This window comes from Aquiflexum gelatinilyticum, assembly GCF_024741135.1.
In the GTDB taxonomy this organism is placed as follows: domain Bacteria; phylum Bacteroidota; class Bacteroidia; order Cytophagales; family Cyclobacteriaceae; genus Cognataquiflexum; species Cognataquiflexum gelatinilyticum.
Window position 1 is genome coordinate 90,905 of sequence record NZ_JANSUY010000003.1, and the last position, 15,411, is coordinate 106,315.

The following is a 15,411-nucleotide window of genomic DNA, read 5'->3' on the forward strand; positions in this document are numbered from 1 at the left end:
TTAGATATACCTGTGATAAAGATATAAATCTTGACTGAAAATTTCCGCAATAATGCAGGAGGAATTAATTCTTGACATCTACTGTCATTGATTTTTTACCTTCCTTTAAATCCGTTTCTTTTGTAGGAGTACTTAACTTTCTTTCATGCATAGTTTTTTAAGAAATACAGCAGCTTCCATTCTTCAAGAATATCAGGAACTCCAAAATCTGGTGATCGTTTTGCCCAATCGACGGGCTGGATTGTTCTTTACACAACATTTGGGAGCATTGATAGAGAAGCCGACCTGGATGCCGGAGGTAAAGACGATTGAGGATGTTTTTTACCAATATGCCGGGCAGCGGCCTTCTGACGATTTGACTCTGATATTTGAGCTTTATAAAGTTTACCAAAGCCTCCATCCTGAACCGGAGACTTTTGACAGGTTTTATTTTTGGGGAGAAATGATCCTCAAAGACTTCAATGACTTGGATCAGTTTATGGCTGATGCCAAAAAACTCTATCTCCATCTATCAGAAATCAAGGAACTGGAATCTGACCTCAGCTTTTTGAGCAACAACCAGATTGAATTGATCCGTCAATTCTGGAATTCATTTGAAAGGCAAGACAGAAGCCATCAGGAAAAATTTCTGAAGTTTTGGCAAATGCTCAGTCCATTGTATCAAGCTTATCAGGCTTCTCTGGAAGTTTCAGGATTGGCTTATTCAGGAAAATTATACCGGAAAGTAGCACAGTCATTGGAAGAGATTTCAAAGCCCGAAAAGCAATTTATTTTCATCGGTTTCAATGCATTTACAGGTACGGAAGAGAAATTGATCAAGCATTTCATTTCTGAGTTTGATGCCAGGATTTTTTGGGATATCGATGGGTATTACTTGGATGATGCCAATCAGGAAGCGGGACTTTTCTTTAGGGAATATCAAAAAGACAAAATCTTTGGACCGACATTTCCAAAGGAAATTCCCACCCATATCCAAAACAGGAAAGCCAAAATACATACCTATGCCACTCCACTCAAAACCAATCAGGCGAATTTGGTTGGGTCTATTTTAGAAAAAGGAGGACAGGATGAAAATTGGGAGGAGACCGTGGTGATTTTGCCGGATGAGCAGATGCTGTTTCCAATTTTACACACCTTGCCCGGTCAAATCGACAAGGTCAATGTGACAATGGGCTATCCCGTCAAAAATGCCCCTGTGTATGCTTTTCTGGAGGCTGTTTTGGAAATGCAGCGCTTTATCAAAGTCGAGGAAGGCAAGGTTTTATTTTACCATCAGCCTGTCAAAAACCTGCTGTCTTCGATTTACCTCAAAGCTGAAAATGAGTCTTTTGTAGCAAAGACTTTGGCAGACATGCAGGAGAAAAATCAAATCTATATTCCTGAGTATTCGCTCCATCAAGGAGGCACTTTGTTCCAGCTTATCTTTCAGCAACTCAAAAGTGAAACCCTATTTCCATATCTCTCTGTCCTGATGGAACAGCTTGCGGAGAGATTGACCGATGAACCATTGCAGCGCTCGTACCTATACCAATGCTTCAAGCAGTTGAACAGGTTAAGGGAAATTTTTGAAAAACAGGAATCGACGACTGTAGGCCGCGAGTTTTTTATCCGATTGTTCAGACAGGTATTCCGTGAGGTGAAATTGCCATTTGAAGGGGAACCGTTGCAGGGATTGCAGGTCATGGGTGTGTTGGAATCGAGGAACCTGGACTTTCGCCGTGTGATTATTTGTAATATGAACGAGGACAGTTTTCCTCCTTCAGCCGGGCTCAATTCCATGATTCCTTTTAATATCCGAAAGGCGTTTGGTCTGCCTGTTCAGGAACAGAATGATGCCATTTATGCCTATACTTTTTACAGGCTTTTGCACAGTGCGGAGGAAGTTCATATGATCTATACCACTGCTTCCGATCAGGGCAAGGCCGGTGAAAAGAGCCGGTATATCCAACAGATGATGGTGGAGATGGGAATTGAGATGAAGGAAGAAATCATCTATGTACCCATTGACTTGAAAAATACAGATGCCATTTCCATTCACAAAAACCCCGAAGTGCTCAATTTGCTGGAGAGGTATGTGGTTACTACCGAAGGTTTTTCCCAGACTTCATTTTCACCTTCTGCTTTGAGTGTGTATCTGGATTGCAGACTTAAGTTTTACCTGCAATACCTCGCCAACATTCAGGAAAAAGATGAGGTGAAGGAGGAAATCGATGCGGCGGTTTTTGGAAATATTGCCCATTACAGCATGGAATTTCTCTATGATGGATTTAGGAAAAGGAAAAATCGGGATGTTCTTGAAAAAGGAGATTTCGAGGATTTGAGGAAAAATTGGGTCTTTCCATCGATCGAATTGGGGGTGAGGAAGTTTTATCACTTGGAGGAAAATGCCGATACCAAACTCAGTGGACAAATGGCTATTGTCCGGGATGTGATGCAAAAATACATGGTACGTTTGCTGGAGATTGATGAAAAAGATGCGCCTTTCCGCCTGGTATCTATGGAAAAAGCCCACAAAGCCCAATTTGAAATCAACACTGGAACCGGAATCAAAAAGATCAGTCTCAAAGGATTTATCGATAGGGTGGATGAGAAAGAGGGTACTATTAGATTGATTGATTACAAATCGGGTGGTGACAAAAAGGATTTTACCAATGTGGCAAGTCTTTTTGATCGGGATGATAAAAACAGGAACAAAGCAGCCATGCAGACCATGTATTATGGATTGCTTTATCAGGCCATGCATCCTGAAAATTCCAATCCTCTGAAACCTGCGCTATTTAATTTCAAGGAGATTTTCAAAGAAGATTTCAATCCATACCTCAAAAACAAAGAACAAAAATCTGAAGTACAGGACTACATAGAATATGCAGTCGAATATGAATCAGGTTTGAGGAAAATGCTTGAAGAAATGTATGATCCTGAAGTTCCTTTTTCTCAGACTGATGACTTGAAAAAATGCGTGTATTGCCCCTATTCAGGTATTTGTGGAAGGTAAGTATTGAATTAATGAAACTTTTCTGCCGCCAATGTCCGTGTCTTCACGGACATTCTTTAAGTGAATTTGGCAGTGGAAACACTGCCAAATGCGAAAAGCTCGCCCAGTCTGTGCCTTCATTGGTGTATCCCCAAGATTTTGTAAAAATTTGGCAGTGGAGACATTGCCAAAGGCGATAGGCTTTTTTGATTACCAAATTGACTTGAGATAATGCATGGATCCAGGATTTTCAAAGCTTGTAAGTTTTAATCTACTGTAAGGCTCAGTCGGAAAAACCAATTCCGTCATGACCATTTCGCCATCATTGACAAAAATCTCAACAGACGAGCGGTCGATGTATATTTTGAGGGATTTTACTTCCAAACCATTAAGCGGAGCGGTATGGATTTTGGCAAATCTTGCTTCGAAATCTACCAAACCTGAAGCTGTTCTGTCAAAAACCAAATTGTCATCTGACTTTTTAAAAATGACTTTTTCTCCTTTTTCGTTTGAAAGTTCAATCTCAAAATTACTTCCGACGGTCGGTGTCAATTCTAATTCCACCAATTCTTCTTCCAATGCTATGGATTTTTCTGTGATTTCAATAGTGGATTTTCTTAAGGCTTGTAATTCTGCAGCAGGCCTTGAGGCTACTAGAAAGCCATCTCCAGATTTAACCAATTCTAGACTTCTAGGCAAAGTTGTCGCCGATCGCCAAGGGTGGGTTGGTACGACTTGGGCATAATCCCAATTGCTCATCCAACCAATAAAAAGTTTTCTACCGTCTTGTTCCGGTACATTGGACCAGGTGACCCCAGCGTAATTGTCCGCACCAAAGTCCAACCATTTGACATCTTCATGTTCTGCTGAGAAGTTTTTTCCATCAAAGTCTCCAATAAAATATTGGGTTGCGGAGCCGCCGTTTGGACCTCCGGGATTGATGCTGACAAACAGAACCCACTTTTCAGTTCCGTCTGATGCTTTCAATTGGAATAAATCAGGGCATTCCCAAACGCCTCCATAAGCCGCCCAATCCGGGTTGAAGGAACTTTCCAATGTCCAGTCCAATAGATTTGGAGAAGAATAAAAACTGATCCTGTCCAAGACCGCCAAGGACATGACCCATTTGCCAGAACCATCTTCTCTTTCTACCCATGACACTTTTGGATCTCTGAAGTCTTTGATTCCCGGATTTTTCAACACAGGATTCGCGGCGTATTTTGTCCAGGTTCTGCCTTTATCTGTGCTGTATGCTATCCCTTGAGTCTGGAAATCGATTCTTTTTTCTTTTTCTCCCACAGGATCATGGTAGGTATAAATGGCTACCATGGCGGGATTTTCTTTGGTTCCCAAACCACTTGTGTTGTCGTGGTCGATCACTGCCGAACCTGAGAAAATATATCCCAAAGAATCGGGTTCGATGGCCACAGGAAGGTGCTCCCAATGAACCAAATCAGTGGAAATCGCATGTCCCCAATGCATCGGCCCCCAAACGGTACTGTCTGGATAATATTGGTAAAACAGATGGTATTCCCCATCGAGATACACCATGCCATTTGGATCATTCATCCAGTTGTCGGTAGGCGTAAAGTGATATTGTGGTCGGTGAGGTTCGTTGTTTCCCCTTTCGGACTCTTGAATTTCTGACCCTTTTGGACCACAAGAAAAAATCATAAATAGGAACAGGGTTGATCTGAGAATATTTTTAGTCATCATGGTTTCGTAAGCAGGGAAGTCAAATGATATTTTTTAGAACAGAAATTGAATTCAATCTAATAACAAAATGTGGAGTTTGAATAAAAAATTTCAAAATGCCTTGTGTTAAACAAAAGGAGAATTTATTCTGGTAAGTCTGCGAAGAAACTGTTCACATAAGTTTTTTGTCCCTCTTGAAAAAGGTTTATCACATTGAAATTGAACATTATTCCCTTAGGGGATTTAAGAAGTTTCATATAATTTAAAAGCCTTGCCTCATCAATGTTGGGTATTTTTTCAACTGCTTTTAGCTCGACTGTTATAATATTTTCTATGAAAAAATCACACCTAAAATCAGTCCTTATTTCTAAACCTTTGTAATTAACAGGAACTGACATTTCAGAAATAAATTGAATTCCTCTCAATTCAAGCTCATGCGCCAAGCATTTATGGTAAACACTTTCCAAGAGACCTGGCCCCAAATGTTTATGAACCTCAATTGCCGCCCCGTTGATTTTGTAAGTGAGATTGTTAAGGTAAGTCTTCGTTACTTTCATAAAACAAAACTGGATTTAATAGTTTAATTAAAAACTACAAATAAAGCCTTAAATAAAAAAAATACTAGTTTAAGAATAAAATATTGATTGATTAATTTGACAATAATTAATGAACCACAAAGACACAAAAAAATACAAAGGACCTGATTCAACTTTGTATCCTTTGTTTCTTTATGGTTGTTAAATTTATTGCTATCAAAGCAGGAGAGTTTATTTAAAGATTAAAAATAGTATAGTTATTTTTTGAAACGAATTTCATCTGGTTTTTGTGTAAAAAAAAGAACCACAAAGAGACAAAGGACCTTATTCAAATTTGTGTACTTTGTTTCTTTGTGGTTATAATATTTAAAGCTTTTTCAGCCCCTTTATTTCTTCTTTACTTGCTTCCTTGATGCTGATGGCATAGCCACCGCCGGGAGCGCTCATTTGGGAAAGCTTGGATTTGAAGGTGACGACCTCTTTTCTGATGTTGTAGGCTTGGGGATTGTTTCGGTAGTGAGCGTCTTTTGCATCTGAATAAATGGTCGCAATGTAGGTTTTGCCTGCATCCAAGAAGTCAAAATTGATGTTGGAAACCCTCTCACTCGTTCCGTTCACGTTTCCGACAAACCAATTCGAAGCCCCTTTTTCTTTCCTTGCAATCGTAAGGTAGTATCCGGGTTCTGCTTCCAGGTACCTGCTTTCATCCCAATCCAAAGCTACATCTTTGATAAACTGGAATGCATCGGGAAACCTGTCGTAATTTTCCGGTAAGTCAGCAGCCATCTGAAGCGGGCTGTACATTGTCACATAAAGTGCAAGTTGGTTGGCCAAAGTACTGTTGACCCATGAGTTATTCTGTGGATTGATTTTGCTGATATCCATTTCAAAAATCCCCGGAGTATAGTCCATCGGTCCTCCAATCAATCTTGTAAATGGAAGGACAGTCACATGGTTTGGTTTGGAACCGCCAAATGCCTGGTATTCTGTTCCCCTGGCCGATTCATTGCCGATCAGGTTAGGATAGGTTCGGCCGATTCCCGTCGGACGAACAGCCTCGTGGGCATTCACCATGATTTTGTAGTCAGCCGCTTTTTCCAAAGCATATTGGTAGTGGTTGACAATCCACTGACTGTAGTGATTCTCTCCTCGGGGAAGTATAAAACCCACATAGCCGCTTTTCACGGCATTGTAGCCATTGTCCTTCATGAATTTGTAGGCCTCATCCATGAACCTTTCGTAGTTCCTGACAGAAGAAGACGTTTCGTGGTGCATGACCATTTCTACGCCTTTGCTCTTGGCATAATCTCGGATTCCCACCAGGTCAAAATCAGGATAGGGCGTGAGGAAATCAAATACAAAATCTTTGGAATTGCCAAACCAATCTTCCCAGCCAACATTCCATCCTTCCACCAAAACGCCATCAAAACCATGTTTGGCCGCGAAATCGATATATTTTTTGACATTGGCAGTCGTTGCACCATGCTTGCCGTTTGGCTTCGCTTTGGAGAAATCAGTTTCTCCGATTCTCACTGCAGGAAACTCGTCTGTATACGCCCAAGAACTTTTTCCGGTGATCATTTCCCACCAAACACCAACATATTTCATGGGTTTGATCCAAGAAGTGTCTTCTATTTTGGAAGGTTCGTTGAGGTTGTAGGTCATCCTTGATGCGAGGATTTTTCTTGCGTCGTCGCTTACGATAATGGTTCTCCATGGCGAATGGCTTGGGGTCTGCAGATAGCCTTTGTCCCCCAATACATCGGGTGTCAGCCAGGATTCGAAAACCATATTTTTATCATCGAGGTTGAGGTGCATGGTCGAGTAATCGATCAACGCCGCCTCGTGAAGGTTTATATAGAGACCATCATCCGTTTTCATCATCAGCGATGTCTGTATTCCTGTAGGGGAAAAGGGCTTTTGCGCTAAATTGGCTGTAACAGCAGATGCCATCAAAGGCCTGATTTCAGATAGTTTGGATTCGGTGTAGTCGTATTCTTGCGTATCATAATCTCCAGCAATCCAAAAAGCAGTATGGTCTCCTGCCATTGCAAACTGGGTTTTTTCTTCCTTGATCGCGAAATGCGCAAGATTAGGCTGGGAAGGGAATTCATATCGGAATCCCAGACCATCATCATACAGACGGAACCTGATGACCAAGGTCCTGCTTGTTTCTGGCTGCGTTAGGGTTACAGCCAACTCATTGTAATGGTTTCGGATCTCTTTTTCCTCTCCCCAGACTGGAGTCCAGGTTTCATTTTTGGAGTCTAGTTTGGAATCTTTCAGGCTGAAACCATCTGTAAGAGAAGGCTTGTTTTTCAGCTCCAAACCCAATTTGCTTGGCTTGATGACTTCCTTTCCTTTGAAAGTCAGTTGGTATGTAGGATGGCCTTCGATCAGTTCGAAGTTTAATTTTAGGTTACCATCTGGGGATTGCAAAGTCTGAGCCCAAAGTAGGATAGTCCAAAAACTCAATAGAAGGGATAGAAAGATTGATTTTCTCATGGGATTGATGTCAATGATTGTTGATGTAGCTGAGATTGGTCACACAAATTAGGGCTAGTTTTTATTTGAACCTAAAATATTTGAAAACTTCGGTGATCCAAAATACCAGAGAAGTAATGCCCGCCCAAAAGATGAATTCCCAGAATGTGATCGGAATAAATTTAAATAAAGTAGCCATAGAAGGAATCTCAATAATTATGATCTGAAGTAAAATAGAAATCAAGAGTGTATAATTCACCCATTTATTGCTGAAAAGCCCGATTTTGAAAGTTGAACCTTCAAGGTTCCGCATATTGAGCACATTAAAAAGTTGACTGAAGGCCATGGTTATAAATACTATGGTTCTGGCTTTTTCTAGGCTTTCCGGGAGGTAATAGAGATAAGCTGTCAAAGAAATTCCGGTCATTAGAATGGTGTTGATGATCAAAAAAGGGTAGACTGATTTGTTCAGAATATTCTCTTTGGGATCAATGGGTGGAGATTGGAGCTCGTTTCCTTTTCCTTGTTCGGCAGCCAAAGCCTTGTCGCAAAAGCCGTCTGTTACCAGATTGATCCAAAGAATCTGAGTAGCTGTTAGGGGCATGGGCAGTCCAAATGAAACTGCCAATATCAAGATCAATATTTCCGCAAAATTGGTAGAAATCAAAAAGAATGAGGTTCTTCTAGCATTATTGAAGACAATTCTCCCTTGCTCAATAGCCTTGACGATGGTAGCAAAATTATCATCAGCCAAGACCATCATTGAGGCATCTTTGGCCACATCAGTGCCCAAAATCCCCATCGAAATTCCGATGTTGGCCTGCTTTAATGCGGGGGCGTCATTTACCCCGTCACCTGTCATGGCAATCAGTTCACCCTGGTTCTGAAGGGATTTAGCGATGTTGAGTTTCATCACAGGGGTAAGCCTGCAGAATACATCGGATTCTTGGACAGCAAGGTCAAAGGTTTCCTTTGACATTTTTGAAAGATCGGAGTCGGTATAGACCTTTTCTCGTCCTTCTTTTACAATGCCAACAGATTTACCAATCGCCAAAGCGGTGTCAGCATGGTCTCCCGTGGCCATGATTACCCGAATACCTGCCAAATGGCAGGATTTGACGGCTTCATATACTCCCGGGCGGGGAGGGTCCATCATCCCTGCCAACCCAATGAATTCCAGGTTTTGGTCTGATTGGGGACCGGTGTGTTCTTCCTTAATGGCAAGGGCCAATACCCGCAGGCTTTCCTTGGACCAAGAAGAAATTTTTTCATTTATGATGGATTTTTCAGGCTCATCAAGGGTTTTTGTTTCCCCGTCACTCAGTTTAAGTGAGGTACAGATCTCCAATATGGATTCTGGCGCCCCGATATAAAACCTGATTTTTTTTTCTCCTTTTTCCACCAAAGTCGAGCGGTATTTGATGTCGGAGTTAAAGGCCACATCCTCAAGGATGGTATGGTCTTTGGATTTCCCCGCTTTGTTTCCCAACACCAAAAAGGCCGCCTCTGTCGGGTCACCTGTTACGACCAACATGCCTTTGTCATCTTCTTGTATGGCCGAATTGTGACAATGGGAGGCTATCTCTAGCAATAAATCGATGGCTTCGATGTCTTCTTTTTGCCCAGATAATTCCCCCTCACTGTCCCATCCTTCACCAAGTACGTCCACCTCTTTGGCATTGGGAACCCATACCTTTTTGATGGTCATGGTGTTTTGGGTGAGTGTCCCTGTCTTGTCGGTGACGATCGTGCTGACAGATCCGAGGCTTTCTGTTGCTGTGATTTCCCGGATGATCGCATTGTTTTTTGACATCCGATGTGATCCCACTGCCATGACGATGGAAAGGACTGCAGGGAGTCCTTCCGGAATGGCGGATACAAGTGCCGCGATGGAAATCAACAAAATCTCGTTGATCTCAAAATCATTAAAAAAGTAGGCTACCACAAATAGCACTACCGCACTCGCTATGGCTATGAGGGCCATCTGACGGGCGAGCTTATCAGTTTTGTTTTGGAAATTGGTCTTTTTGGGTTCTATCTGCAGGATGCTGGTGGCGATTTCACCAATTTGGGTCTTTAAACCTGTGCCAGTTACCACGGCTTTGATTGATCCTCCTGCCAAAAAAGTGCCTTTCCACACCATATTTGATTTTTCGGCCAAAGGAATTTCACCAAAAAGGGTATCTGAGGTTTTGCTGACAGGTACCGATTCTCCCGTCAGTGAAGCTTCTGATGTCCTTGCATTTTTGGCATAAATAACCCGCGCATCTGCTGGGATATTATCTCCCTCTTCCAAAGCAATTATGTCCCCCGGTACCAATTCCCTGGAATTGACGGTCTGCAACTCTCCGTTTCGGATTACTTTGCATTGTGGGACGAGCAGGTTCTTGAGTGCAATCAGCGCCCCTTCCGCTTTGTATTCCTGAACAAATCCAATAATGGCATTGATGATGATTATCGCAAGGATGACGTAAACATCAACGTAATGCTTTGTAAAAAATGAGATCAAAGCTGCCGCCAAAAGGATGTAAACCATCAGGTTGTTGAACTGCTTCAATACAATTTTCCAGATGGGTTTTCTACCCGCATCAGGAATTTCATTGGGCCCAAACTCCTGTAATCTTTTTTGCGATTCTTTACCTGAAATCCCGTCCTCCCTGCTTCCCAGCTGTCGCAGGAGCTCTTTGGCTTCAATGCTGTGGGGATATGCAGGCAATGAAATCATTTTTGGATAGCCGTCTTCACCATGACAAATTCACTGATATTTTCCTGGTCCAATATCCCGAGAAAATGACCGTTTTCTATTACAAAAGCAACTTTCCTACTTTCTGTGAGCATCCTTTTCCAAGCCTCATCTAAGTCTTCTTCAGTTTCCACTTTCATAGGATTCATATCAGCAACTTTTTCAATCAACAGGTTTTCTCCACCCTCCTGCAATCCCTTGATGATTTCATTTCTGCTCAATGTTCCTACCGCCACATCGTCTTTGACCACCACAAAATGCGTTGCCTGGGAATTGAGTAATTTCTCAACCGCCTTAGAAAGAGGTGCGTCAAAACCGAGAATCTGGAATTTCATCATTATCGCATCTTTTACTTTAAATCCCTTGAGCAAACTTTCCTGTTGGGTATGGCTGACCTCAGCTCCTGCACCAAGGAAAATAAACACCCCGATCAGAACCAAAATGGGGTTATTGAAAAGGCCAAAGAAAATTAAGAAAATAGCCAAAAACTGACCGATACTCCCTGCGATTTTGGTCGCTTTTGCCCTTGGCATACGGATCGCTAAAAATGCCCTCAAAATCCTTCCTCCATCCATAGGAAATGCAGGAATGAGATTGAAAAGTGCCAGGATCAAATTTGCAGAAGCAAGGTAAAGGACGATGGTGCTTGGGCCGATTTTGATACTTTCGAGCTGTTCCAGATTGGTTATATCAAATCCGGTAAAATTCAGGACAAGAGATAAAATCAAGAATATCCCAATATTCACCAAAGGGCCTGATATAGCGACCCAAAGTTCCTGCTTGGGTTCTTCGGGTAATTTTTCCAGCCTGGCAACACCACCGATAGGATACAAGACGATGTCCTTGGTCTGGATTCCGTATTTCTGGGCGGCCAAAGCATGCCCAAATTCATGAAAAACAACACAGGCAAAAAGAGCCAAAACAAAGATAATGATCCACAGAATGTCCATCCCTGGCATTCCCTGACGTGAATTAGAGATGATAATCCAAAGTAGCAAAAGTGAAAAAGTCCAATGGATATAAACCTTTACATTTTTGTAACTTCCCAAAGACAAGGATAATTTCATAAGAATCAAGTTAAAGTGTATGGTTGAATCCGAATTTAAGCCATTTTATCGGTGTACCCTACAAAGAAAATAATCAGAAATCTCAAAATTGCTGATATTGGTCAGGAATAAAAATGATTCTCTTTTTTGGAAAACAGTTGTGGATTCCCCTGAATTTTGAAGGGAAATCCAAAGTCTGTTTGGTGATAAGAATTATGGATATATAATTCCAAATAATGTTTGGATATGACCGGTTTTTTGACCTTTCGACTTTTTTATTTTTCTTATATTCGCATTCGATTATTTATGAATTAATTTATTCCATTTATCATCCAAAACACTGATGATCTTCGGCTGTTTGTAGGATATATTAACCCAAATAAAATGTCATTTACCCAAGAGATTTATAAACCCAAAAACCACATCAGACTTGTTACCGCTGCCTCTCTTTTTGATGGACATGATGCCGCGATCAACATCATGAGACGGATCATCCAGGCAACAGGCTGTGAGGTCATCCACCTCGGACATAACAGGTCTGTTCAGGAAATCGTCGATTGCGCCATTCAGGAGGATGTGCAGGCGATTGCGATCACTTCTTACCAAGGTGGACATGTGGAATTTTTCAAATACATGTTTGATTTGCTTCAGGAGCAAGGCGCAGGTCATATCAAAATTTTTGGTGGAGGTGGAGGCACAATTTTGCCCGAGGAGATCAAAGAACTGCATGAATATGGGATCACCCGGATTTATTCACCCGACGACGGACGGGCGATGGGTTTGCAGGGTATGATCAATGACCTCGTAAGTACCTCTGATTTTCCTGTTGGGGATGATTTCCAAAACATCAAACTGGACAAATCGAATCAATCAAGCATCGCGCGGATTATTTCTGCTGCGGAGAATTTTCCTGATGAAAGTAAATCCCTTTTGGAAGAAATCAGAAAATCGGCAAGCAACAGCAAAGCTCCAGTTTTGGGAATCACCGGTACGGGAGGAGCGGGTAAATCTTCCCTTGTGGATGAATTGGTCAGGAGGTTTTTGATTGATTTTACTGATAAAAACATTGCGATTATCTCGGTAGATCCTTCCAAAAGAAAGACAGGAGGAGCACTTTTGGGTGACAGGATTCGGATGAATGCCATCAATCATTCCCATGTTTACATGCGGTCGTTGGCCACAAGGCAATCCAATCTCGCCCTTTCCAAATATGTGCAGGATGCGGTAGATATTGTCAAAGCAGCTGATTTCGACTTGATTATTTTGGAAACTTCAGGAATCGGTCAGTCAGACACAGAGATCATCGAGCACTCAGACATGTCATTGTATGTGATGACGCCCGAATACGGTGCCGCCACACAATTGGAGAAAATCGATATGCTCGATTTTGCGGATATCATTGCATTGAACAAGTTTGACAAAAGAGGTGCGCAGGATGCCCTCCGAGATGTCAAAAAACAATACAAACGCAACCATAACCTTTGGGATATTGCTGATGAGGATATTCCAGTTTATGGGACCATTGCTTCGCAATTCAATGATCCGGGGATGAATAACCTATACAAAGGAATCATCCATAAAATGGTAGAGAAAACGGGCGTTGACCTGCAGACTTCCTTTAAGCTCAGTAAGGAAATGTCTGAGAAGATCTACATCATACCACCTTCCCGAACCCGATACCTTTCAGAAATCTCCGAAAATAACCGTGGTTATGACAAGTGGGTGGCTGCCCAGAAGGAAGTAGCTCAAAAGCTATACAGCATACAAAAATCCATAGAGGCAGTCAAATCCACCAAAGTGTCTGACGTTGATAGGTTGGTCAAAGAACTTCAGGAAGTCTATGCGCAGGTGGAATTGGAGCTTGATCCCAAGAACAAAAGATGGCTTGAACAATGGCCTGAAAAAGCCCAAAAGTATGTAGATGATTTTTATGTGTTCAAAGTTAGAGACAAGGAAATCAAGATTCAGACTTATTACACTTCCCTTTCACAATCCAAAATCCCGAAGATTTCCCTTCCTAAATATGAAGCTTGGGGAGATTTGTTGAAATGGGGACTGACAGAAAATGTACCTGGAGAATTCCCTTACACGTCGGGCGTATTCCCTTTCAAGCGGGAAGGAGAAGATCCAACGAGAATGTTTGCAGGGGAAGGCGGACCTGAGCGTACCAATAAGCGTTTTCACTATGTATCTAAAGGATTGCCAGCCAAAAGACTTTCAACAGCTTTTGATTCAGTGACTTTGTATGGTGAGGATCCGGATTACAGACCTGATATCTATGGCAAAATCGGAAATTCCGGTGTCAACATCTGTTGTTTGGATGATGCCAAGAAGCTGTATTCAGGGTTTAACCTTACTAACCCGATGACCTCGGTATCCATGACGATAAACGGTCCTGCAGCAGCCATGACGGCATTTTTTATGAATGCAGCCATTGACCAGCAATGTGAGATTTATATCAAAGAAAATGGATTGGAGGAAGAAGTCAAATCCAAAATTGAGGCTATTTATAAAGAAAAAGGTGCTGTAAGGCCTACTTACAATGCACCTATTCCAGACGGAAATAATGGCCTTGGGCTGATGCTACTCGGCGTGACAGGTGATCAGGTTTTGCCGAAGGAAGCCTATGAAAAAATCAAGGCATTTACTTTGGCTAATGTCAGGGGGACGGTACAAGCTGACATTCTCAAAGAAGATCAGGCACAGAATACCTGCATTTTCTCCACTGAATTTTCCTTGAGATTGATGGGGGATATGCAGCAGTATTTTATTGACCAAAATGTCAGAAATTTTTATTCTGTTTCTATTTCGGGTTACCATATTGCCGAGGCCGGAGCCAATCCGATTACCCAATTGGCTTTGACACTTTCCAATGGTTTTACCTATGTGGAATATTATGTGTCAAGGGGAATGGACATCAATCAATTTGCGCCGAATCTTTCTTTCTTCTTTTCCAATGGAATTGATCCGGAATATGCAGTAATCGGAAGGGTTGCTAGGAGGATCTGGGCAAAGGCAATGAAATTGAAATATGGTGCGAATGAGCGTTCGCAAATGCTCAAGTACCATATCCAGACTTCAGGGCGCTCGCTACATGCACAGGAGATTGACTTCAATGATATCCGAACGACCCTTCAGGCGCTGTATGCGATCTATGACAACTGCAATTCCCTTCATACCAACGCTTATGACGAAGCCATCACCACTCCGACAGAGGCTTCTGTTCGCAGGGCTATGGCGATTCAACTGATCATCAACAAGGAATTGGGATTGGCAAAAAATGAAAACCCGATCCAAGGAGCTTTTATCATCGAAGAACTTACAGATTTGGTGGAGGAAGCTGTGTATAAAGAGTTTGACAGGATTACCGAAAGGGGAGGAGTCCTAGGTGCTATGGAAACGATGTATCAAAGAGGTAAAATTCAGGAAGAAAGCCTCTATTACGAGACTTTGAAGCATACCGGAGAATATCCGATTATCGGAGTCAATACATTCCTGTCATCTGAAGGTTCACCGACTGTCATTCCGGGCGAGGTCATCCGTGCCACTCAGGAAGAAAAAGAAGCCCAGATTCAGACGCTTCTCCAACTTCATGAAAAAAACGCTGACCTTACACCAAGCCAATTGAACGAACTGCAACATGTCGCTGTTCGCAATGAAAATATATTTGAAAGACTGATGGAAGCTGCCAAAACCTGTTCCTTGGGTCAGATTACTAGATCACTTTATGAAGTTGGTGGTCAGTATAGGAGGAACATGTAGGGGAGGTGGGAAGTTGGATGCATGGAAGTATGAAGTTAGAAGTCAGAAGTATGAGGTGATGAAAACTTAACAACCAGACAACGCAAAGCAGACAACAATTACAACCACTATAACTATTACAACAACTAGAACCCAATAACCAATAACTCAATAACCAAATACCATTAACCT

Annotated in this window: 7 protein-coding genes; 2 read left to right on the top strand and 5 right to left on the bottom strand. The window is 42.0% G+C overall.

The genetic code is table 11. The features are described 5' to 3' along the window. Nucleotides 1-145 precede the first annotated feature (145 nt). Nucleotides 146-2,995, top strand: a complete 2,850-nt coding sequence (locus tag NU887_RS06455) for a PD-(D/E)XK nuclease family protein (RefSeq protein ID WP_258422553.1) — start codon at nucleotides 146-148, stop codon at nucleotides 2,993-2,995. A 189-nt stretch (nucleotides 2,996-3,184) separates the two neighbouring features. On the opposite strand, the gene NU887_RS06460 is transcribed toward NU887_RS06455, so the two are convergent. The 5 genes from NU887_RS06460 to NU887_RS06480 form a co-directional block, all read right to left on the bottom strand. Further along, entirely contained in the window at nucleotides 3,185-4,687 is a 1,503-nt protein-coding gene (locus tag NU887_RS06460) for a glycoside hydrolase family 32 protein (protein ID WP_258422803.1), read from the bottom strand. A gap of 125 nt (nucleotides 4,688-4,812) precedes the next feature. After that, the gene (locus NU887_RS06465) at nucleotides 4,813-5,226 is read right to left on the bottom strand and encodes a GxxExxY protein (protein WP_258422554.1); all 414 of its coding nucleotides are present in this window, start codon (nucleotides 5,224-5,226) and stop codon (nucleotides 4,813-4,815) included. 345 nt (nucleotides 5,227-5,571) lie between these two features. Then, complete coding sequence (locus tag NU887_RS06470; protein ID WP_258422555.1) at nucleotides 5,572-7,710, bottom strand: glycoside hydrolase family 97 protein; 2,139 nt, start codon at nucleotides 7,708-7,710, stop codon at nucleotides 5,572-5,574. Between the two features lie 61 nt (nucleotides 7,711-7,771). Next, entirely contained in the window at nucleotides 7,772-10,414 is a 2,643-nt protein-coding gene (locus NU887_RS06475) for a cation-translocating P-type ATPase (RefSeq protein WP_258422556.1), read from the bottom strand. Beyond that, nucleotides 10,411-11,499: a site-2 protease family protein gene (locus tag NU887_RS06480; protein WP_258422557.1), complete on the bottom strand. Its 1,089-nt coding sequence runs from the start codon at nucleotides 11,497-11,499 to the stop codon at nucleotides 10,411-10,413. Before NU887_RS06480 ends, NU887_RS06475 begins: the two co-directional genes overlap by 4 nt. Nucleotides 11,500-11,862: 363 nt before the next feature. On the opposite strand from NU887_RS06480, the gene NU887_RS06485 reads away from it, so the two are divergent. Continuing rightward, nucleotides 11,863-15,240: a methylmalonyl-CoA mutase family protein gene (locus NU887_RS06485; RefSeq protein ID WP_258422558.1), complete on the top strand. Its 3,378-nt coding sequence runs from the start codon at nucleotides 11,863-11,865 to the stop codon at nucleotides 15,238-15,240. Nucleotides 15,241-15,411 lie beyond the last annotated feature (171 nt).

Excerpts from the sequence above, each read along its gene's own strand:
- NU887_RS06460 (WP_258422803.1), bottom strand. The coding sequence starts at position 4,687 with ATGACTAAAAATATTCTCAGATCAACCCTGTTCCTATTTATGATTTTT.
- NU887_RS06475 (WP_258422556.1), bottom strand. The coding sequence starts at position 10,414 with ATGATTTCATTGCCTGCATATCCCCACAGCATTGAAGCCAAAGAGCTC.
- NU887_RS06485 (WP_258422558.1), top strand. The coding sequence starts at position 11,863 with ATGTCATTTACCCAAGAGATTTATAAACCCAAAAACCACATCAGACTT.
- NU887_RS06480 (WP_258422557.1), bottom strand. The coding sequence starts at position 11,499 with ATGAAATTATCCTTGTCTTTGGGAAGTTACAAAAATGTAAAGGTTTAT.
- NU887_RS06455 (WP_258422553.1), top strand. The coding sequence starts at position 146 with ATGCATAGTTTTTTAAGAAATACAGCAGCTTCCATTCTTCAAGAATAT.
- NU887_RS06465 (WP_258422554.1), bottom strand. The coding sequence starts at position 5,226 with ATGAAAGTAACGAAGACTTACCTTAACAATCTCACTTACAAAATCAAC.
- NU887_RS06470 (WP_258422555.1), bottom strand. The coding sequence starts at position 7,710 with ATGAGAAAATCAATCTTTCTATCCCTTCTATTGAGTTTTTGGACTATC.